Here is a 21569-nt window from a genome sequence, read left to right on the forward strand (position 1 = left end):
ATACCTCAGACTTTGATGTAGCGCTGTGGCATAAACAATAGTTAGAAGCCGATGGATTGCTGACGGTTAGGAATTCGGCCCGATTTTAGACACTATTTCATGAAACTTTGCTTCGCCGATTTTGTCATAAATGGCGTTTAGGTAACTTAGGGAGAGTTGTGCATTGGGAGAACCGATTTTTTCCAAAATTTGATAGGCTTGTAGAAAATACGGAATAGCTTTTTCCCAATCTTTAGTTTTATGAACAATACTTCCGATATTATGTAATGATTCAGCCATACCACTGATATCACCTATTTCCTCTCTTATTTTTAAGCTTTTTTGAAGGTATTTTAATGCTAGTTCATAATCCTTATAAACATTAATAATTACAGTTGCTAAACTATTTAAAGTAACTCCTTCTCCTTGGCGGTTTCCTATACGTTGTAGAATTTCTAAGCTTTGCTCTAGGTAATTTATCGCTGTCTCGGATTGCTTTTTTTTTATATAGATTTGACCAATGTTAGTCAGGGTACTACTCTCTCCTGAAAGATCACCAATTGATTTTGCGATTTGTAAACTCTTTTTTAGATAATCTAGGGCTAAATCATATTCGCCTCGATTTGTATAGATTAGGCCGATATTATTTAAAGTAGTTCCTTCATTATACCGGTCGCCAATATCCTGCTGAATTTTTAGGCTTTTTTGTAAATAGTTTAATGCGGTATCATACTCGCCTTTATTAGCGTAGATTTGACTGATATTATTCAAAGTTGTACCTTCTTCTATCTGGTTTCCAGTTTCCTGCTGAATTTTCAAACTTTGTACCAGATAGTTTAACGCCGTCTTATAGTCGGCTTTACCAAGGGCAATAGTGGCTAAATTATTCAATGTAGTTCCTTCACCAGAACGGTCTCCTATTTCCTGCTGAATTTTTAAACTTTGTCTTAGATAGGTGAAGGCTATCTCATAATCGCTTTTGGCAGAGTGAATTTGACTGATACTACTTAAAACTATTCCCTCTCCTTTGCGGTTTCCAACTGATTGTGCAATTTCCAAACTCTGTTCCAGATAAATTAAGGCCGTCTTATAATCGCCTCTAACTTTGTGAATTTGACTAATATTGTGCATGGTCGTGCTTGCTTCTTTTTGGTTGCCTATTTCCTGCTGAATTTTTAAACTTTGTGTCAGATAGTTTAAAGCTCTCTCGTAATCGCTTTTGAAATGGGCAATAGTGGCTAAATTATTCAATGTAGTTCCTTCACCAGAACGGTCTCCTATTTCCTGCTGAATTTTTAAACTTTGTGTCAGATAAGTGAAAGCGGTCTCATAGTCGGCTTTGGCGATGGCAATAGTGGCTAAATTATTCAATGTAGTTCCTTCACCAGAACGGTCTCCTATTTCCTGCTGAATTTTTAAACTTTGTTGAAAGTATGTATGTGCTTCGGGTAGATTTCCGAATACCTGAAGAATAATTCCTAAGTTATTGTAAGCTATGCTTTTATTTTTGGCCCTACTCGGCTTACTAAGTACGACTTGGTTCAATTCAAACGCCCGTGGATAAAATCCAATCAACCGATAATGCCCTTCTAACCGAAAAGAAACAGTAGCAAATTGCTCCCATGCTTCGGCTATTTCGTAGTATTCTTTGGCAAGTGCATCATTGTCCAACGTTGGTTCTGCGTCAAAGTACTCCGCGGCCTTCAATGCCCAAGCTTTATGTTGACCAAGTAAGGTTTTTTGTTGGGTCACCCACTCCCGCGTCAGGCGGTGTATTTCAAAGTGTTCGTTATCGTCCAAAAAACACAAAGACCAATCTGAGAGCACCGCAAGTGCTGCCGTGCCCGTAGCTGGGTTCAGGTGTTCTAAGGCCGCCAAAGGCGTGCGGGTAACAAACACGGAGGCCATTTGCAGTAGCTGCTGTGTGTCGGTCGGGAGGCGGTCGTAAATCTTGGTTAGCAACAGGTTTTCTACTACTTGGCTTTCTGCTTTTCCTATGGAGGCAGCTACGTTTTCCCAACCTAAATGGGTGTCATTTTTTAGCAAGGCTTCCAAAAACTCATACGCGCGGGGGTGGCCGTCTAATCGCTTAAATACTTCCTGTCGGTCACTCATCGGGATGCGCCGCAGGGTAGGTGAGAAATTGGAAAGGCGGTACTGCTCGGCGTAGGTCATTTTGTCCAACGAGAGATGCGTAACCGTCGTGCTCAAATCGGCAATGGTATAGCGGCTCGTAAAGAGCAAGTGGCAGTGGGGAGGAGTATTTTGGCAGAGGTATTGGTAAAACTCGCGGAGGCTTTCGCTGCCTATTTCGCGCTGCTGCTCACCGCCTTCGGTACGCTGTACGTCCTCAAAATTATCAAAAACCAAGATGGTTTTGCGGTTTTGGAGGTAGTTGGTAATCAACGACTGCAGTTTTTCGGTAGGAGTGGCATCGGTTTCGAGGTAATTTTTGAGGTGTCGTACCGTATTTTTATTGGCTTTGTCGTCATTTTCGAGTCGGGCCAGCAGTTCATCCAAAATCGGTTTTTCCAAGAGTTGATTTCCGCCTCTGAAAATCAGCAGTTCATGGCTGTGGTTATCGTAATTATTAGAAAAAGCTTCGGCTAACGTAGTTTTGCCCAAGCCGCCCAAACCGTGCAAGCATACGTGTTTCCCCTGCGCAAAATGGCGGCGTAACTGATTGAGGTAACGTTTGCGCCCCACAAAGCCCGCTCCAATGAGGCGGGTATTTTTAGTTTTAAAGAAATCGCTGCGCGGGTAAAAATCTTCGGGCAATACGTAATTGCTTTTGAGGTTTACCAACGCTTCGATGTATTGGTTTAGGTAGGTTATGGGGGTAAACCACTCCGCCAAATGAACCTGGTCAGGCTGGATGCGCCGTTGTTCCTCCAGCCGCTGCCAAAGTGCTTCGCGGGCTTGGGCAAGGGCAAGGGTAAGCGTTTCCCCTTTGGCAAGCGCCGCGTACAAGGCGGTAGTAAATACTTTGGCGGCTTCGTCGGTCACTGAAAAACGCATCGCTACCAAAGCAGGAATACCAAAAGTAGCCAATTGTTCCACCACGCCATTGCCTGCAATGGCGGTTTCGCAGGCGCTCAGTATCAGTAATTTAAGGCATTCGTGTTGGCGGAGTGTCTCGCCGAGCTGCGCGCCTGTCACTTCCAAATGTTTCCCTTCGTCATCTTCCAAGTGCAGAACCCCTTGATGGGCCTTTTCATTGTACGACCCGTGCCCGCTGATATGAACAATGTGGTGGTGGTGTTTTTGAAGAGCATCATTGATTTCTTTCAACGAAGCAGTGTCTAAAAATTCAATTACCAGTTTGGGCTGTCCTCCCGTGGCTTCAAACGAGCCAATGGCATCAATGAGTCGTTTTTGCTCTTCTTCGATTTCGAGCATTTTGTCGCATTCGTTCAAATTTTCGGGAAGAGCGGTCACAAACAGCAGTTTCAGCGGGGCGGCCTCACTCGGCCTTCCCTGCATCTCAAAACCTGCCAACGAAGTTTCTAATGTACGAACAAACCCAAAATGATTGACGGCCAAACTTTGCCGCTTTTCATGCAGTTTTGCAGGAAAAAACTTCGGAATGACCATTTCAAAGGGGAGATTTACCACAGCATGGTCTTCGCAAGACACCGTGAGCATCAGTTCCGAAATTTTTCTTTTCTCTAGCAATGCAATAAAATCTTGGCAAACTGTCAGAATATCGCCCTGAAAGAACGTGCCATAAAGTTGTTCTGCCAATGTTATACCATTGATTTCTTCAAGGTCATTTCCCAGTCCTTTTGAAGAAATCGGGTATCCTTGCCTCTCCCTGACAAATTCATTATCTAAACGACGAACTTCTTGAAAGTTAGTTACTTGCTTAAAAAGTTCAGTTGATATGTCCACTTTTACTTTTTGGCGGAGCAATTGGGGAATGGTATGGTGTTTTGATTTAATACTCAATTGGGCCAAATACGTATTTTCTCCTTCTGTTTTTTCCAATTTCAAAAACAAAACGGCATGGTGAAAATCATTGGTTACGCTATAATAAACGTCCCCAATGTGAACATTCCCTTGCGCAATAATCGTGGAGTTGTAAACTATGTTTTTGTAATGTGTGTCGTCGGAGTGAAGCACCATAAAGCAGGTTGAGTAATGGTTATAAATTAAAAACTTAATATAGTGGATTTTAAATAACTATTTCAAAAAAGCACCCTTTTTTATCAAAAGGTCAATGAATTCTTCCTTTTACGACCTCCACTAGCTGCGCGTTGCCGAGTATAATCAGTTGGGTAGTTTGTCAAGTCAATTTGTTCAAGCCTGTTGCTATTTTTCTTGCCCATCCCGAGGTTTTGAGAAACCTCGCGTGGCAGATTTGAGAATCTGCCAGCACCAATCTGTATAAAAAATAATACCTCAGACTTTGATGTATCAATTTCTGAGGTATATTTGTGCCATGAACAATTCACAACTCTATAAAGGAAGCCTTTCGCTGATTATTCTGAAATTATTAGAAGAAAATAAGCGGATGTATGGCTACGAAATGACGCAAAAAGTAAAAGAGCAAACGGGCGGAGAACTGGTGATAAACGAAGGGGCGCTGTATCCCGCGTTGCACAAGTTAGAGGCTGATGGGTTGCTGACGGTGGCGGTAGAACAAGTGGGCAACCGCCCGCGCAAGTACTATTCGTTGACAGAGAAAGGCGAAGCCGAAACCATTAATCGTTTGGAGGAACTCACCGAGTTTGTCAAACACATGCAGTTATTGCTTAATCCTAAACTATCGCTTGGATGATGAATTCTCAACTTACAAAAGAACAAATCGATTTATTGTATAAGTATGTAGCCGACCGTGATGTCGAGTATTTTGATGTACAGGTAGAACTGGTGGACCATTTAGCTTCCAAAATAGAGGAAGAACTCGACCAACACCCAGAGAAATCGGTGGAAGAAGTAATGAAGCAAACCCTGAAAATGTTTAAAAAACGAGACCTTAAACAGGTTGTCAAGGAGAAAGAAAAACAAGTAGGACGCCTGTATCGTCGTTATTGGATGGAGGGTTTCAAAGACTTTTTTATTGGGTCAAAAATTTTCTTTACAATAGTTTTGATGGGGGTTTTGTATATTTTTTTAAGAAAAGCACCTATTGAGCTGGTAAAGATTGTAAACGAGAACATCTTATGGCCGTGTATTTCCTTAGGTATTGTGTACAGTATATTTATCTTTTTTCGTAATGTAATGATGCCCAAAAAACTATCACTGACAAGTTATAGAGGTGTAGGGACTGGGCTTGTAGTTATTAACTTTTATTCTGCTGCCAAGCTGGTGCTGAAATTCACAATGTTGGGAGAATCAACGTATCCTTTGGCGGCTACTTTGTTAATTTCTGCTCTTTTCCTGCTAGGAACTACTGAAATTCAAGCATACGAAAAACTCCGTGCCTACAGTCGCCAACTTTACCCTGAGGTGTTCAAATCAGTTCCCAAATTTATATGATGACTGAACTCCCTCCCACCCAAATCGACGCTCTTTATGCGTTTGTTTCGAAGAAAGGGGTTAAACCGCTTGATGTTCAAATCGAGTTGGTGGATCATTTAGCTACCGACATAGAAGCTCGAATGGAAGAAAATAACTCCGTAACGTTCGATGACGCCTTAGAAAAAAGTTCTTCTAAGTTTGGGCGTTGGGGGTTTGATGCTATTCTACAAAAAGCAGAACAAAATGTGCGTAAACGGCAATCTCGACTAATGTGGGATGCTTTTTTGAGTTTTTTTCGCTGGCCTAGGGCTGCCTTTACGGCTACGTTTGCTGTATTATTTTGGTATTTGTTAGCGAATGGCTTAGACCCCAAAATTGTTCGTAAAACTATATTGGCAATTTGGATAGTTTTTGGCTTGGGGTACGGCTTTTTTGCGGTTTGGCGTCATTCAAAAATGAACAAAGAAGTTATACTGGCTAAGCCGCCTGTATGGCTTGGGCTATGTGGGCAACTCCCCAACTTTCTCAATATGCTACTGGGAGAGTTTTGGCAAAACAGCTATTCTATCGAAGCCTACGCGATTTGGGCGACTTTCTTTGTCGTACTCATTACAACGTTTATGTGGGCTTCGATTGAGATCTACGAACACCTCATTGCCGAAAGCAAACGCCTCTACCCTCAAGCTTTTGCTTAAAAATAGATTCGTAATTGCTGTGTTGACGGTTGCTTACAACCGTCATGCAGGTTTTTTGTACATCACGAGGTTATACCTGTCTTTTCTTCATACATCCCGAGGTTTTGAGAAACCTCGCGTGGCAGATTTGAGAATCTGCCACCACAGTTGAGAATCTGCCACCACAGTCCATCAGCACGCATTCCTTCAATCCCGTTTTACGAAATGCCCCATTGCCGTTTATAAATTCCCTCGGCCGTTAGTCCGATAGCAGGAGAAAATTTGCACTTTTTAAGATAGTATTGTAATATCATTTTAATATCAAAAACGATGAAAGAAAAAGAACTTACCTCTGCCTCTGGCTACGCATTTATTGGTGTGGGATTCGCCCTATGGATTTTGGGTGGAATGATGGCAAGTGCCCAAACGGGCCTGTTAGCAGGACTGCTGTTTTTTCTAGGAAGCATTATGTTTGTGGGTTTAACAGTGATCAACCCCAATGAAGCGGCCGTCTCCACTTTCTTTGGAGAGTATGTTGGAACCATGAAACAAAACGGGTTGCGTTGGGTAAACCCCTTGTACCGCCGTCGGAAAATAAGTTTGCGGGCGCGTAACCTCAACGGCCAAAAACTGAAAGTCAATGACAAAATGGGCAATCCGATTGAAATTGCAGCGGTTGTCGTGTGGAATGTAGAAGATACGGCACAGGCAGTATTTGAAGTCGATGATTACCAGAAGTTTGTCGAGATTCAGTCGGAAGCGGCGGTGCGGAAATTGGCAGGGATGTATTCCTACGATAACATCGAAGACGAGGAAGCTGATATTACCTTGCGCGACGGTTCGGGCAAAATCAACGACATGCTTGAGCATGAATTGAATGAGCGCTTGGTGCGGGCGGGTGTAAAAGTCATCGAGGCGCGTATCAGTCACTTGGCCTATTCTCCCGAAATTGCGGGGGCGATGCTCCAGCGTCAGCAGGCGTCGGCTGTGGTGGCTGCCCGCAAACAAATTGTGGACGGTGCCGTGGGAATGGTCGAAATGGCTTTGGCCAAACTCTCTGAGAAAGAGATTGTTCACTTAGATGAAGAGCGTAAAGCGGCCATGGTGAGTAACTTGTTGGTCGTGCTTTGCGGCGAAAAATCGGTGAGCCCCGTAGTTAATGCGGGAACGTTGTACAATTAAGCCCTAGGTCAGACGATAGTCAGACCGATACGTTGTATAATTCAGACGATAGTCAGACCGATAGGTTATACAATGAAGCTTTTGTAGAATTTGTGGCACCTAGGTCAGACGATAGTCAGGCCGATTGGTCTTACGGAATGTTTAGATAGTTGTCTGAACATTCCTTTTTTGCGTTATTTACCATTATTTTTTTATTCAATGGCAACCGAAAAAAAGGCGTTTGTACTCAGAATCAGTCCCGAAATGCTCAAAGAACTGGAACAATGGGCTCAGGAAGAGTTCAGAAGTACTAACGGCCAAATCGAATACGTGCTAAGTGATGCGCTCAAGAAACGGCGTAAATCTTTAAGGCAGACTCCTAATAGAAACCAAGAAGCTGAAAACTGATTTTTGGTTTACGCCTTATACAGTTAGATAACTTTTTAGGTGTGCCAATTTCCTTTTTGCTAAATTGTACTCAAAAAACATATTAGCAAGATGAAATGGACACACCTATGTTTTGCATTTTTCTTTTTACCTTATCGTGAGGGAATAGCGCAAATGAGTACGGGCTCTATCAAAGAGGGGGTGATGGAGGTCGGAGTATGGCAATTCAATAATTTTGCAGGTATTCAAGGCGGGTACTTAAATCCCGCTTCTTTGAGCGATTCAAGAATCGGTTGGCAGGTTCAGTTTGGTTCTTTATATACCCAAGGTGGCATAACAAATGTCGATAATCCAAATAGCCATGTGCTTTTTTCTGGAACCTCATTAAAGCTCAACAAACATCTATGGACACCAACTTATACGGATGTTCGCGGTCCTGGTTTTATGCTTCAACTCCCTAACAGGCACGCTTTTTCTATTTCTACCCGCTATCGTGCTGCAAGTTATCAAACAAAAATCCTCTTCGGGAACAGTACTACAAATGTGAATAGGGGTTGGACAACGGAAGCATTTAATGAAATAGGGTTATCATACGCATTGCCGATATGGGTACATAAAAAACACAATATTAAAGCTGGCGTCACCTACAAATTTATTGGCGGTGTTTACTATGAAGATTTAGTTTCTCAGGGAGTATTAGGAGCATCTCGTTTTGAAGGAACTCTTTTAAATACTTCAACAAAGTTTAACAAGCCTTTTGAATGGAATCATCTTTTTCCTTCTAAAAATAACGGCGGTGCTTTTGATGTAGGTATCATCTATGATTTTGTGCCTGATTTTGAACAATATCTGCATCCAATGGATGGAAAGACACGAATTGATGTTACGAAAAATAAGTATCTGGTACGGATTGGTCTATCTATGTTAGACTATGGAAGTTTTGCCTATAAAGGAGTAGAACGCAGAGAGGGCGTATTTGTTAATCAAAGTGTCCCTGCGGCTTTTGGTAAAACCAACCTGCCCAACGACTTGAGATTCTTATTGACTGAACACAGTCCACAATCACAACCCGATATTACTCGTAGTTTAGCAACTATATTTGTGATAAATGCAGATGTTAGACTTGGAAAGAAAGGATGGTATGTTAATACCCTAATCAATAGCGCAAAGTGGAATAACAAAGGGTTCTATTCACCAAAACCTTATACCCCATTCTCGGTAGCAGCTCTAACCCCCCGTTTTGAAAAACGTGGAGCAGAATTCTCTATGCCATTGAGTTATTGGCGACAAACCAAACAATGGGCAGTAGGGATGCAAGTAAAATTTGGAGGTTTATTTTTTGGGACAGAAAGTCTTAATTCACTTTTTGGTGGTAGTAAAAGCCCAGCACCTACAGTCTATGCTGGATTTTCTATCCAAGGATGGGCGAGAGCTATTAAAGGTTCGGATAGAGCTGGTATTTTTGATGAAAATGATGCTTACGCTAATGCACTTGGTTCACAGAATTTGATAAAAAATGGAATTTAGTGTAGCCGACTTCAGAGCATTGGGCGTGTGGTAGTCTCTACCCAATTGCACCAAATACAACAGAAGAAAATAAGAAAAAAAATCGACGTGTTGAATTTGTCGTGTTATGAAGGTGGGCTAATTGCGTAATTTTGCCCCATGCACTTATACCTTCACATTCCTTTTTGCAAACAAGCTTGCCACTATTGCGATTTTCATTTCAGTACCCAACTGAAGTCAAAAGCGGAGATGGTGGCGGCTATTTGTCGAGAAATAGAGCTACAACAAGACTATTTGCCAACGCGAACGCTCGAAACCATCTATTTTGGGGGAGGAACGCCTTCTATCTTGACCCAAAATGAATTGGAACAAATCATCGAAACCATTCACCGTTTTTTTAAAGTAGAACCAGGGGCTGAAATTACCCTTGAAGCCAATCCCGACGATTTAACCTCTGAGAAACTCCGCGCGTTGAAACCGTTTGTGAACCGTTTAAGCATTGGTTTGCAGTCGTTTTATGAACCTTATCTGCGTTTTATGAATCGGGCGCACAACGCGCAAGAGTCGGAGCAATGTGTAAAACTGGCCCAAGACCACGGATTTGATAACCTGACGATTGACCTGATTTATGGCATGAGCCAAGCGCATTTGGGGATGGTTCCAACGGTCAGTGATGAGGAACTCTGGCAGCAAGACCTCGACAAAGCAATGGCGCTCGGAACGCCGCATATTTCGGCCTACAACCTGACGATTGAGCCCCAAACGGCGTTGGGAAATTGGCTCAAAAAAGGAAAAATAAAACCCGTTGACGAGGAGCTGTCAGCGCGGCATTTTGAGCAGATGGTTCGCTCCTTGACGCAGGCTGGGTACGAGCAATACGAAATTTCCAACTTTGCTAAAAATGGCCAATATGCCCGCCACAACAGCAGCTACTGGAAGCGGCGACCTTACTTGGGCGTTGGGCCAAGCGCGCATTCATTCAATGGCATTTCTCGCCAATACAACGTGTCTAATAATGCCCTGTATCTTCGTGGTATTCAGGGAGAAAAACCTGTATTTGAATTAGAAGAATTGTCAGTTTTTGATCAAGTAAATGACTATATTTTGACGAGCCTGAGGACGATTTGGGGCTGTGATTTAGCGGTGATTCGGGACATAGCCAACATTGATTTGCTGGAAGAACAAAAAGCGTACGTAGAAAAATTTCTTGAAAAAAATTGGGTAGAAGTACGAAACAATGTGCTGTATCTCACAGAGAAGGGGAAATTATTTGCCGACCGAATTGCCTCAGATTTATTTTTAGTTTGAACAATTGGATTCCTTTTTCGATTTTTGTTACATTTAGTCAGTCACACTATTTTGATAACCTTTTTCTAGTCTTCTATGGCTGTTAACCGAATTCGTCCCAATACCCCTGCATCTGCCCCCTTGCCCAAAACAAAAAGCTGGAAGTCTATTCTAACGCGTTTTGTGCTAAAGAGCATACTGTATTTTCTGGTTGGGTCGGTGATTTGGGTGACAGTGCTCAAGTTTGTACCCGTTTGGTTTACGCCATTCATGCTTGTACGAAAAGTGGAAGCCATTGCGGATGGTCGCAGTAGTAAAATTTATTCGGATTGGACTCCCATTGAAGACATGTCGAAGGAAGCGCCTTTGTCGGTAGTAGCTTCCGAAGACCAGCTTTTTCCCGAACATTGGGGCTTCGATTTCAAAGCGATGGGCAACGCATTTCAATACAATTTGAAGGGAAAAAAAATCAGAGGAGCAAGCACTATTTCACAACAAGTAGCCAAAAATGTCTTTTTATGGCAAGGCCGCAGTTACGTTCGAAAAGCCTTAGAAGTATATTTTACGCTTTTAATTGAGGTGATTTGGGGAAAAGAACGTATCTTAGAGGTATATTTAAATGTAGCTGAGACAGGCAATATGACTTTTGGGTATGAAGCCGCCGCTCAACGCTTTTTCCAAAAATCGTCGGCAAACCTAACTCGTATAGAAGCAGCGCGCATTGCAGCCGTATTGCCAAGTCCTTTACGTTTTTCCATTAAAAACCCGTCGAGTTATACGCTGAGACGTACACAGCAAATAGCTCGCCAAATGCGAATGTTGGGCCGAGATTATACCGCAAAACTGTAAGAATATGCTTATATTTTAAGGTGAAAGTGCTCGAAAGTGGCTCATTATGTGTGTGTTAGCTTGTTTTTGTATCGGTAGAAAAGTATATTCTACTAGATATATCAACTTTTGGCATAATTATTGCCTATAAAATTATACTGTACCAATTACCCTACGTAAATTTAATTAATTGATTTTCACAGAGTTATCCTCTTGTGGGTGACAAAACTGTAACATCATTTTAACGAGTATTAACGATGTAGTAGGGGCATGATTCGAAATGTTTTACGCATTATTGGGTGTGCGGTGTTTTGGGCCGCGTGGCTGCTTCATTTTGAAGCACGCGCTCAGGCTGTACCCTGCGGAACTCCCCACGAAAATGCGGCAGAGATTCAAAGCCGAGAAAATCGAGTCATTCAGCTGAAACAAAAGTTTGCCGAACAATATGCGACGGCTGCCATTCAAACAGTTCAGTATATCCCAATTAAAGCGCATGTACTAAGAAGAACAGATGGCACAGGCGGACTCAGCATCGCAGATCTTAACATCGCACTTGCCCAAGTCAATTCATACTACATCAACGTGGGCAGTGGGCTTCAGTTTTATTTTTGCGGTTCTCCCAATTACATCAACAACACTACCCTCTACGATTACGATAATACCGAAGAGTCTGTCCTCTGCAATGCCAACGATGTGACGAATGCCCTAAACGTTTATTTCCCCAATACCATACAGTTTGGCAGTTTGGCAGTATCAGGATATGCGTACTTCCCGAGTACGTTGGCAAGTACCAATCGACTTTTTGTCCAAGCCAGTAATGCCACCGATTTGCGAACGTTTACGCACGAGTTAGGCCATTATTTTAATTTGTTACACACGTTCCAAGGAAGCACAGACCCCAATTTAGCCAACCGTGAATTGGTTCAGGGAGGCAACTGCGCAACAAAAGGAGATTTAGTTTGTGATACCCCTGCCGATCCTTACGGACGAGATTCGGTGAGCTTGCTCGGCTGTAGTTACACAGGAACGGCACGAGATCCCCAAAATCAGTTGTACAATCCCTCGCTTTCCAACATCATGTCGTACTATCCGATTGCGTGCGGAAATACGTTTACGGCAGGGCAAATGAACCGAATCAGCGGAGGGGTTTTGTTACGAACTGACGGCGCAAACCAGTATTCGCTCACTTGCGGTTCGACCGTCACGGGGGCTAACGTACCAAGCAACTTGGCAGGAACACTGGGGCCATCGGGGGTAACGCTGACCTTTACCGATAATTCATCCAATGAGTCAGGGTTTATTATTGAGCGTTCAACGACCTCTGCCACGGCGGGCTTTGTGCCTATTGGTGGCATTGCCCCCAACGTTACGACCTACCTAGACCAAACAACCACCGCGTTTACGACTTATTATTACCGCGTAAAGGCGTCCAACTCTTCGACCGACTATAGTGCTGTGTTTATCATCACTACTGGACTCAACTATTGTACTCCAACCTACAGTACGTCATGTTCGGCGCTCCAGGTATTGATTGATGATTTTATCTTGAAACAGGGGGCCACAACCATCATTAACAACGTCAACTCTAATTGTTCGGCAGGTAATTTTGGAGATTATACATCTACTCCTTACAACGTAACCGCAGGGAGCACATACACGTTTACGGCAAGGGCTACTTCAGGTGGGGTTGGTACTTATTTTGACCAACACATTACCATATGGCTTGACTATGACCAAGATGGAGTTTTTGAGCCATCTGAGAAGGTGTATCAAAGTACGGATATTTCTTCGACAAGGATGAATCCTACGGCGACCAACTCTTTTACCATTCCAGTGACGGCAAGCGGAATGGTACGAATGCGGGTACGGTCAAGTTATAACTCGGGGTCGGGTAGTGCAGTCACCGATCCTTGCATTAACCTAAATTATGGAGAAGCAGAAGATTATAGCTTAATTGTCTCAGGGGCGTCGCCACCTTCTATTACAACGGGTAGCGTCACGCCGAGTACCGTATGTGCTGGTCAAAGTATCAGTGTTAGTTTCACAACGGCCAATTTAACCTCTACTTCGTACGTCGTTCAGTTGTCGGATGCGGCTGGAAATAATTTTGTTGATATTCCAACAACAGGAACAAGTAGTCCATTGACCGCGACCATTCCTGCTGGAACGTTAAGTGGAACAGGCTACAGGGTTCGCGTCAATTCTGTTTCGCCGAGTGTAACGGGTTCGAACAGCGCAACTTTTACCATCAATAGCATTCCAAGCGCCCCCGCCGCAACTACACCGATTAATTATTGTCAAAACCAAACGGCGGTAGCGCTGACGGCCACGGGCAGTAATTTGTTGTGGTACACCGCAGCGACGGGCGGGACAGGCAACGCGACAGCCCCGATTCCTTCTACCACGACAGTGGGTACTACCAGTCATTGGGTGTCTCAAACGGTAAGTGGCTGCCAAAGTAGTCGCACAAAAATTGACGTCATTGTCACGGCCACGCCAAGCGCTCCTGCCGCGACAACGACGATTAATTATTGTCAAAACCAAACGGCGGTAGCACTGACGGCCACGGGCAGTAATTTGTTGTGGTACACCGCAGCGACGGGCGGTTCAGGCAACGCGACAGCCCCGATTCCTTCGACCACGTCAGCAGGTACCACCAGTTACTGGGTATCTCAAACAGTAAGTAGCTGCGAGAGCAGTCGTACAAAAATTGATGTCATTGTCACGGCCACGCCAAGCGCTCCTGCCGCGACAACGACGATTAATTATTGCCAAAATCAAACGGCGGTAGCGCTGACGGCCACGGGCAGTAATTTGTTGTGGTACACCGCAGCGACGGGCGGGTCAGGCAACGCCACAGCACCGACACCTTCGACCACGTCAGCAGGTACCACCAGTTATTGGGTGTCTCAAACGGTAAATAGTTGCGAGAGCAGTCGTACAAAAATTGATGTGATTGTCACGGCCACGCCAAACGCTCCTGCCGCGACAACGACGATTAATTATTGCCAAAACCAAACGGCGGTAGCGCTGACGGCCACGGGCAGTAATTTGCTGTGGTACACCGCAGCGACGGGCGGGTCAGGCAATTCGACTGCGCCAACCCCATCAACGACGACAGTGGGCACCACCAGTTATTGGGTGTCTCAAACAGTAAGTAGTTGCGAAAGTAGTCGCACAAAAATTGACGTTATCGTGAGTTCTACTCCACCCCCGCCTTCGGTAACAACTCCTGTGAATTATTGTCAAAACCAAACGGCGGTAGCGCTGACGGCCACGGGCAGTAATTTGCTGTGGTACACCGCAGCGACGGGCGGAACAGGCAACGCCACAGCCCCGACGCCTTCAACGACGACCGCAGGCGGAACCAGTTATTGGGTATCTCAGACATTAGGCAGTTGTGGTAGTAGTACCCGAGCAAAAATTGATGTGAATGTGACGGCTACACCAAGCGCTCCCACCGCGACGACACTGATTAACTATTGCCAAAACCAAACGGCGGTAGCATTGACAGCCACGGGCAGTAATTTGTTGTGGTACACCGCAGCGACGGGCGGAACAGGCAACGCTACGGCACCGATGCCTTCAACGACAACCGCAGGCATAACCAGTTATTGGGTATCTCAAACGGTAAGCGGTTGCGAAAGTGGCCGTACTAAAATTGATGTGAATGTGACGGCTACGCCTGCTGCTCCTACAGCTACGTCGCCAATTAACTATACGCAAGGACAAACAGTAAGCCCATTAACCGCTACGGGTACGTCTTTAAAATGGTACACCGTCCCAACGGGAGGAACATCCAATACGACAGCCCCTACACCATCGACGGCAACAGTGGGAGCAACCAACTATTACGTATCCCAAACGGTAAATACGTGTGAAAGCCCACGAGCAACCATCGTTGTAAACGTTATTTCTACGTCAACCTCTGTGGCGTGCCCGACCATAAAAATATACATGGAAGGCGTTTGGGGAAGTACCGAAATGTCAACGACGCTCAACCAACAAGGACTATTGCCTGGACAAACGCCCGTAAGCCCCTTTGGCGTAGCGACTCCTGCTGGTCAGCCTTATAAAACAGCCCCTTGGAATTATTTGGGCACCGAGACGGTAAGTTCGTACGACAGCGATGTGGTAGATTGGGTGCTGATTTCACTACGAACGGATGTAACCAATGCCTCCTCGATGGTCTATCGCACTGCGGGTTTACTTCGTAAAAATGGTAATGTGACCTTGGTAGCGGCTTGTCCTACTTTGTCCACGTCGCAGTCTTATTATGTACTGGTAGAACACCGAACACACGTTGGGGCGGCGTCTCATACACCTGTAGCCATTGCAAGCAATAAAATTACGTACGATTTTACTCAGCAACAGTCCTATATTCCTTCCAATGCACCTGCGTCGGGTCAGATGCAGGTTGGAGCTATTCACTGCTTGTTTGCGGGAGATTCAAACAAATCCTCTTTTTCTGAAATCAATGCCAATGACTCAAGTACGTGGCGCTTGGACAACGGGAAATTTGCACGCTATTTACTGACTGATTATAATTTAGATGGAGAAGTAAATGCCAATGACGACATTCTCTGGCGGAAAAACAACGGAAAATTTTCAGGCGTAAGTTTCTAAACCGGCATATTAATTGCGCAATATAAGTGGCAGGCTGTTAAGGGCTTTAACAAAAATCGAACCAATTATTCGGAAAATATGAAAAAGTTTAATCTTCTATCTTTTTTAGTTGTCGGGGCGCTATTGATGAGTGCAACTTTTGCCAAGGCCCAAGGACGTTATGAAGTGAGGCTTGTTCCAGGGAGTTATAACTGCGCCAAAGATTCGGTGACGATGTGCGTAGAAATCCGTGCTACTTCTGCCGACAGTGCCTTTGTGATGGGAAATGCCAATATTTTGTTGACGTATCCCACAAACCAGTTGAGTAACCCCGTTTACAGAAGTCGGGGAGTATTTAGTGGAGGAACCTATTCGTTGCTTGGAATGACCCGGACACCAGGAGATCCCACCAGTGCATTAAGTATTAACATCGTAAATAACGGGGTGAATGGAGAAGGAACAACGGTGGATACCAATTGGAAAACGGTGGCGTGTTTGGCATTTAGTACCGCAGGAAATACCAGCAAATGTTATAGTATTTCGGTGAGTTCAAGCAATCCGTCAACGGTCGTGACAATGGCATATCCTGATCCTGCTGATCCACAAAACAATATGTCGTTGACAAGACAAGTGTCGCAAGGAGCGTTGACGCCTGTCACTAACCAATGCCCAGCTACACCTACTGTGTTGTTGTCGGGAGGAGGAACAATTCCAGCGGGAGGAAGCTCTACTTTGACTGTTGCATCTCAAAATAGCGTGTTGCCAGCGACGGTAGCGTTAAACGGTGGAATTTCAGTAACACTGACACAACAAGAGCCTAGCAAGACAGTCACTGTTACCCCAACAAATTCAACGACTTACACGGTACAAAGTGTTACAGGTAGTTGTGGGGCTGGAACTGGACAAGGAACAGCGACTGTCACTATTCAAAGTACTGGCACCGACTGCTCAAATGTTAAGTGTGTACCCATAACTTTCCGAATTATTAACTAGGGAATTTTTTAAAAATCTCTAATAGATAGGTGGCTGCTTTAATAGGCAGCCATTTTTCGTTTTCTACCTGTGCCTCCATCTCGCGAAGTTGCTGGAGAACTTTAGGGTGCTGATAAAACTCCTCTTCTAAGGCATACCGAATGAGGCTGTGCATCCATTCAAGGCTTTGCTGCTGACGGTTTCGGTGGAAAAAACCGTTTTGTTGTACCTGCTGCGTAAATTCCTCAATCATCGTCCAAATAGCATCCAAGCCCCTATTTTCGAGGGCTGAACAGGTTTTTACCTGTGGATACCATCCAGTTTCGGTGGGGGGAAACAAGTGAAGTGCATTTTGGTATTCAACTACGGCTCTTTGGGTAGCAGGCTGATTGGTGCCGTCGGCTTTGGTGATGACAACGGCATCGGCCATTTCCATAATTCCTTTTTTGATGCCTTGAAGTTCATCACCTGCGCCCGCCAGCATCAACAAGAGGAAAAAATCAACCATGCCTTTGACCAAAGTTTCCGATTGACCCACGCCCACGGTTTCGATAAAAATTACTTCAAAGCCAGCAGCTTCGCACAAGAGCATCGTTTCGCGAGTCTTGTTGGCAACTCCCCCCAGCGAACCACTTGAAGGAGAAGGGCGAATGTAGGCCAAAGGGTCGTGGGAAAGCTCCTCCATGCGGGTTTTATCGCCCATGATACTTCCCTTGGAGCGTTGACTGGTGGGGTCAATGGCCAAAACCGCTAGCCGTTTGCCAAGACCCGTTATTTTTTTTCCAAAAGCTTCAATAAACGTGCTTTTTCCAACACCTGGTACCCCCGTAATCCCAATGCGAACAGAACGCCCAGTATGCGGTAAAATGAGCTCTAAAACTTGCTGCGCTAGTTCTTTGTCGGAAGGAAGCTGACTTTCGATGAGGGTGATGGCACGACTTAAAACCATTCGGTTGCCCGAAAGAACGCCTTCAACATAAGCCTGAACTGAAAGACGATGTCGCAAGGGAGTGACTTTTAGTTAGTGATGAGAACCTAAAAAAGCCTCTGCCCAAAGGATATCTTCGGGCGTTGTGATTTTAATGTTTTCGTAGGCACCGTCGATGAGGGTTACTTCACGGCCCGCAAAGTTGAGCACGCTGGCACAGTCGGTAAAGAAAGGCTGCTCGGGAGCGTCAAATGCTGGTCGCATCCAGTCGAGTCGGAAAGTTTGGGGCGTTTGAACGAGCTGATAAGAAGCGCGTTCGGCTGATTGGTTGCTACCGTCTTCGGCTACAAATCGGAGAGAATCTTTGAGCGGAACGCTCGTTACGGCAGCGCCTTTTTCGGCGGCAACCTCAAATCCTTTGGCAATGATTTCGGGGGTAACAAACGGACGAACTCCGTCATGAACAGCGATGAGTCCTTCTTTTGTGCTGATGCGTTGAAGTCCGTTTTTGACCGATTGGAAACGGGTACCACCGCCAGTAACGGTGACAATCGGAGGGTAAAATTCGTGCTTGTCGCAGAGGGCGTACCAAGCTTGCATTTCGCTGGCTGGGAGAACCAGAATGAGCTGCAAAGAGAAATCATACGAAAGAAATTTCTCAATGGTGTGCATTAAAATGGGTTTTCCGCCAATTTCAATAAATTGCTTTGGCATCTTTTTCCCCATGCGTGTTCCGCTTCCCCCAGCGACGATAATGGCAAATTTTGTCATTTGCTTAGATGATCAGCATGGCGTCTCCGTAGCTGAAAAATTTGTATTTTTCTTTGATAGCGACATCGTAAGCTTCCATGATTAGCTCATGCCCACCAAATGCACAAGTCATCATCAATAGAATTGACTCAGGCAAGTGGAAGTTGGTCAATAGCGCGTTTGAAATCTTGAAATCGTATGGAGGGAAAATAAATTTATCCGTCCATCCTACAAATGGCTTAACGCGATTGTTGGCTGATACCGAAGATTCAAGCGCCTTGAGAGAAGTGGTTCCAATGGCACACACTTTCTTCTTGTTGTCCAATGCGTTGTTGATAATCGCTGTACTAGGCTCAGAAATAGCATAATTTTCTGAGTCGGTTTTGTGCTTTGTCAAATCTTCTACATCCACTTGGCGGAAAGTACCCACGCCCACGTGCAAGGTGATAGGAGCAAAATTAATCCCCTTGATTTCCATGCGGCGCTGAATCACCTTTGTAAAGTGCATTCCAGCGGTAGGGGCAGCTACGGCACCTACGTGTTGGGCAAAGATGGTTTGATAACGCTCACGGTCGGCATCTTCTACCTTGCGCTTGATGTCGCGCGGCAGGGGAGTTTCGCCTAGTTCGTCGATGGCGCGCATGAGCTCGTCGTGGTTGCCATCATACAAGAAACGAATTGTACGGCCGCGCGAAGTAGTGTTGTCAATGACTTCTGCTACCAAATCGCTATCGCCAAAATACAATTTGTTCCCTACCCGAATTTTACGTGCGGGGTCAACCAATACGTCCCAAAGGCGCATTTCGCGGTTAAGCTCACGCAACAGAAATACCTCGATTTTAGCACCTGTTTTTTCCTTTTGTCCGTACAAACGAGCAGGGAAAACTTTGGTATCGTTGACAACCATCACGTCGCCTTCGCTGAAGTAATCTATAATTTCGGAAAATTTTTTATGTTCAATTTTCTTAGTTTGACGATTTACCACCATTAAGCGGGAGTCGCCACGATCGGCTGGATAGAGCGCAACAAGGCTCTGAGGAAGGTCAAACTTGAACTCGGACAGTTTCATATATCTTTCTTATCTAAAAGACACCTCAAAAAATTAAGACCGCAAAAGTACTAATAAATAAGCGATTTTCAGTTACTTTGGTGCTTTTTTTTAGATACACCCCTTCCTCAGAGGCTTTCTGAATTAACTTGGCGCTTTAAGGAACGAGTGTCAACGGAAAAGTAACGTTGGCATCGTCGCTACCAGGAGTGACAGTCCCGTTCTTTACTGGTTGACCATTAACGGGCGGTTGGTGACGGAGCTGTACTTTTATAGTACCTGTGCTGGCTGCTCCTGTGACCAATGTCCCTGCCAATCCAATGGGTAGGCTGCGGCTGTCTTTATCAGTAGCGGTATAAGTAAATAAGCTAGACGCACTTGGGGTTACTACGACCAAATGCTCGTCGGCTTTACTCAGAATTTCACTGGTTTTATTTTCAGCAGGCGTTTTACTTTCGTCCAAAAACTCCACTTCAAGTTTGTAAGTGCGGCTTGGACGCAACGAAATAGCGCTGATGGTAGGGGCAGCACCACCGTCGCCGTCCAAATCTTTCCACTCAAAAGTTTGAGTTGTCGTTGTGCCATTTTCGGTAAATTTTAACCGAACTGTGGTAATCAACTCGTTTTCGTCCTCGGGAGCGGGCTCTTCTTTTTTGCAACTTCCAAGGGTTACAACTAAACCTAACAAAATGATGAGTCGGGTGTGAAAAAGTGACATAGTTTGATGGATATGTTGAATGAAAAATTATAAGACGGGGAATGGGTCAAAAAAACGTTCGTTGGCTTCCATTTTCTTGATTTCTGCTTCGGTACAGAGACAGGCAATGAGTTCTTGCTCAATGGCTTTGGGGTTTAAATCTTGCCCAATAATCACCAGTTCGTTTTGTCGGTCGCCAAAGCGCTTGTCCCATTTGCTTTCGATGAGCTTTTGATTTGAGACGTAAGCCGAATACCGAATTCGTTGGTTAAAAGGCATGCTGCACCACCAAACTCCCGCGCTTTCGGCGCGGAGGGAGCCGCCTGCTTGGCTCCAGTTGATGGCTTCGTCGGGGCGAGAAGCTAACCAAAAAAGTCCTTTGCTGCGGATAATACCTGCGTGCCAATCGTTGGAAAGGTAATTCCAAAAGCGCTCAGGGTGGAAAGGGCGCTTGTCTCGAAATACAAACGAACTGATGCCGTACTCTTCGGTTTCGGGGGTGTGGCCTTTGCCCGAGGCAGTGTTTTGTAATTCTTGAATCCAGCCTGCGGATTGCTCGGCTTTGTCATAGTCAAAAAGACCCGTATTGAGAATCGTGGAAGGAGGCACTTTGCCAAAAGTCGTTGGAATGATTTTCGCAACAGGGTTCAAGGACTTGATGATGGCGGTCAACTCTTGCAGTTGTAGTTTGCTAATCAAATCCGTTTTGTTCAATAAAATGATGTCGGCAAACTCAATTTGGTCGGTCAACAGGTTGACAATTGTCCGATAATCTTGTGGGTCTTCACTGAGTTTGCGTGTTTGAAGGGTGTCCACCGAACCAAAATCTTTGGCAAAATTGAAGGCATCTACCACCGTGACCATGCTGTCGATTTGTGCCCATTTAGACAAATCAATGCCGTTTTCTTCGTCCACAAACGTGAAAGTTTGCGCCACAGGAACAGGCTCAGAAATGCCTGTACTTTCAATGAGTAGGTAGTCAAAACGGTTTTCTTTGGCCAGTCGCTCAACTTCTACCATTAAATCTTCCCTGAGCGTGCAGCAAATGCAGCCATTCGACATCTCAACGAGTTTCTCTTCGGTGCGCGAAAGGGTATTTTCTCGCGCTACCAGCTGTGCGTCAATGTTGACCTCACTCATGTCGTTCACAATGACTGCGACTTTAAGTCCTTCTTTGTTGTGAAGTACGTGGTTGAGCAGGGTGGTTTTTCCTGCCCCCAAAAAACCTGACAACACGGTTACGGGCAATTTTTTCTGTATCATTAAAGCGAGTTTTTGCAATAG

Annotated in this window: 15 protein-coding genes and 1 pseudogene; 10 read left to right on the forward strand and 6 right to left on the reverse strand. The window is 44.9% G+C overall.

Annotated elements, in window-relative coordinates:
* Positions 1-66: 66 nt before the first annotated feature.
* Entirely contained in the window at positions 67-4104 is a 4038-nt protein-coding gene (locus tag AC23N5_RS19245) for a tetratricopeptide repeat protein (protein WP_487756835.1), read from the reverse strand.
* A 316-nt stretch (positions 4105-4420) separates the two neighbouring features.
* On the opposite strand from AC23N5_RS19245, the gene AC23N5_RS19250 reads away from it, so the two are divergent.
* From AC23N5_RS19250 to AC23N5_RS19295, 10 genes and pseudogenes are all read left to right on the forward strand, one after another.
* A complete protein-coding gene (locus AC23N5_RS19250; RefSeq protein ID WP_183974526.1) occupies positions 4421-4759 on the forward strand; it encodes a PadR family transcriptional regulator in 339 nt (112 codons plus the stop codon).
* Positions 4756-5460: a hypothetical protein gene (locus AC23N5_RS19255; protein ID WP_487756836.1), complete on the forward strand. Its 705-nt coding sequence runs from the start codon at positions 4756-4758 to the stop codon at positions 5458-5460. The genes AC23N5_RS19250 and AC23N5_RS19255 overlap by 4 nt, the downstream gene beginning before the upstream one ends.
* The gene (locus AC23N5_RS19260) at positions 5457-6137 is read left to right on the forward strand and encodes a hypothetical protein (RefSeq protein ID WP_487756837.1); all 681 of its coding nucleotides are present in this window, start codon (positions 5457-5459) and stop codon (positions 6135-6137) included. The genes AC23N5_RS19255 and AC23N5_RS19260 overlap by 4 nt, the downstream gene beginning before the upstream one ends.
* Before the next feature lie 522 nt (positions 6138-6659).
* Positions 6660-7049 (forward strand): annotated as a pseudogene (locus AC23N5_RS19265) (SPFH domain-containing protein); the annotation flags it as partial.
* 447 nt (positions 7050-7496) lie between these two features.
* A complete protein-coding gene (locus AC23N5_RS19270) occupies positions 7497-7685 on the forward strand; it encodes a type II toxin-antitoxin system antitoxin (RefSeq protein ID WP_183974518.1) in 189 nt (62 codons plus the stop codon).
* 90 nt (positions 7686-7775) lie between these two features.
* A complete protein-coding gene (locus tag AC23N5_RS19275) occupies positions 7776-9191 on the forward strand; it encodes a DUF5723 family protein (protein WP_487756838.1) in 1416 nt (471 codons plus the stop codon).
* A 138-nt stretch (positions 9192-9329) separates the two neighbouring features.
* On the forward strand, positions 9330-10478 hold the full coding sequence (gene hemW / locus AC23N5_RS19280; RefSeq protein WP_487756839.1) for a radical SAM family heme chaperone HemW: 1149 nt from the start codon (positions 9330-9332) through the stop codon (positions 10476-10478).
* 75 nt (positions 10479-10553) lie between these two features.
* The gene (mtgA, locus tag AC23N5_RS19285; RefSeq protein WP_487756840.1) at positions 10554-11306 is read left to right on the forward strand and encodes a monofunctional biosynthetic peptidoglycan transglycosylase; all 753 of its coding nucleotides are present in this window, start codon (positions 10554-10556) and stop codon (positions 11304-11306) included.
* Between the two features lie 249 nt (positions 11307-11555).
* Positions 11556-15911 carry an Ig-like domain-containing protein gene (locus tag AC23N5_RS19290; RefSeq protein WP_487756841.1) on the forward strand — a complete coding sequence of 1452 codons (4356 nt, stop codon included), beginning with the start codon at positions 11556-11558 and terminating at the stop codon, positions 15909-15911.
* Positions 15912-15989: 78 nt separating this feature from the next.
* Positions 15990-16883: a hypothetical protein gene (locus tag AC23N5_RS19295; protein ID WP_487756842.1), complete on the forward strand. Its 894-nt coding sequence runs from the start codon at positions 15990-15992 to the stop codon at positions 16881-16883.
* Here the strand turns inward: AC23N5_RS19295 and meaB are convergent.
* The 5 genes from meaB to AC23N5_RS19320 form a co-directional block, all read right to left on the reverse strand.
* Positions 16876-17868: a methylmalonyl Co-A mutase-associated GTPase MeaB gene (gene meaB / locus AC23N5_RS19300; RefSeq protein WP_487756843.1), complete on the reverse strand. Its 993-nt coding sequence runs from the start codon at positions 17866-17868 to the stop codon at positions 16876-16878. The genes AC23N5_RS19295 and meaB overlap by 8 nt on opposite strands.
* Positions 17869-17883: 15 nt before the next feature.
* On the reverse strand, positions 17884-18561 hold the full coding sequence (locus tag AC23N5_RS19305) for a 2-C-methyl-D-erythritol 4-phosphate cytidylyltransferase (protein WP_487756844.1): 678 nt from the start codon (positions 18559-18561) through the stop codon (positions 17884-17886).
* 4 nt (positions 18562-18565) lie between these two features.
* Positions 18566-19609: a tRNA preQ1(34) S-adenosylmethionine ribosyltransferase-isomerase QueA gene (gene queA, locus AC23N5_RS19310; protein WP_183974504.1), complete on the reverse strand. Its 1044-nt coding sequence runs from the start codon at positions 19607-19609 to the stop codon at positions 18566-18568.
* A 136-nt stretch (positions 19610-19745) separates the two neighbouring features.
* A complete protein-coding gene (locus tag AC23N5_RS19315; RefSeq protein ID WP_487756845.1) occupies positions 19746-20306 on the reverse strand; it encodes a hypothetical protein in 561 nt (186 codons plus the stop codon).
* A 27-nt stretch (positions 20307-20333) separates the two neighbouring features.
* Positions 20334-21548: a GTP-binding protein gene (locus AC23N5_RS19320; protein WP_487756846.1), complete on the reverse strand. Its 1215-nt coding sequence runs from the start codon at positions 21546-21548 to the stop codon at positions 20334-20336.
* Positions 21549-21569: the final 21 nt, after the last annotated feature.

Source organism: Runella sp. R5_40, assembly GCF_057652295.1.

Coding starts and splice junctions, on each gene's coding strand:
- AC23N5_RS19245 (WP_487756835.1), bottom strand. CDS start 4,104: ATGGTGCTTCACTCCGACGACACACATTACAAAAACATAGTTTACAAC.
- AC23N5_RS19250 (WP_183974526.1), top strand. CDS start 4,421: ATGAACAATTCACAACTCTATAAAGGAAGCCTTTCGCTGATTATTCTG.
- AC23N5_RS19255 (WP_487756836.1), top strand. CDS start 4,756: ATGATGAATTCTCAACTTACAAAAGAACAAATCGATTTATTGTATAAG.
- AC23N5_RS19260 (WP_487756837.1), top strand. CDS start 5,457: ATGATGACTGAACTCCCTCCCACCCAAATCGACGCTCTTTATGCGTTT.
- AC23N5_RS19270 (WP_183974518.1), top strand. CDS start 7,497: ATGGCAACCGAAAAAAAGGCGTTTGTACTCAGAATCAGTCCCGAAATG.
- AC23N5_RS19275 (WP_487756838.1), top strand. CDS start 7,776: ATGAAATGGACACACCTATGTTTTGCATTTTTCTTTTTACCTTATCGT.
- hemW (WP_487756839.1), top strand. CDS start 9,330: ATGCACTTATACCTTCACATTCCTTTTTGCAAACAAGCTTGCCACTAT.
- mtgA (WP_487756840.1), top strand. CDS start 10,554: ATGGCTGTTAACCGAATTCGTCCCAATACCCCTGCATCTGCCCCCTTG.
- AC23N5_RS19290 (WP_487756841.1), top strand. CDS start 11,556: ATGATTCGAAATGTTTTACGCATTATTGGGTGTGCGGTGTTTTGGGCC.
- AC23N5_RS19295 (WP_487756842.1), top strand. CDS start 15,990: ATGAAAAAGTTTAATCTTCTATCTTTTTTAGTTGTCGGGGCGCTATTG.
- AC23N5_RS19305 (WP_487756844.1), bottom strand. CDS start 18,561: ATGACAAAATTTGCCATTATCGTCGCTGGGGGAAGCGGAACACGCATG.
- queA (WP_183974504.1), bottom strand. CDS start 19,609: ATGAAACTGTCCGAGTTCAAGTTTGACCTTCCTCAGAGCCTTGTTGCG.
- AC23N5_RS19315 (WP_487756845.1), bottom strand. CDS start 20,306: ATGTCACTTTTTCACACCCGACTCATCATTTTGTTAGGTTTAGTTGTA.
- AC23N5_RS19320 (WP_487756846.1), bottom strand. CDS start 21,548: ATGATACAGAAAAAATTGCCCGTAACCGTGTTGTCAGGTTTTTTGGGG.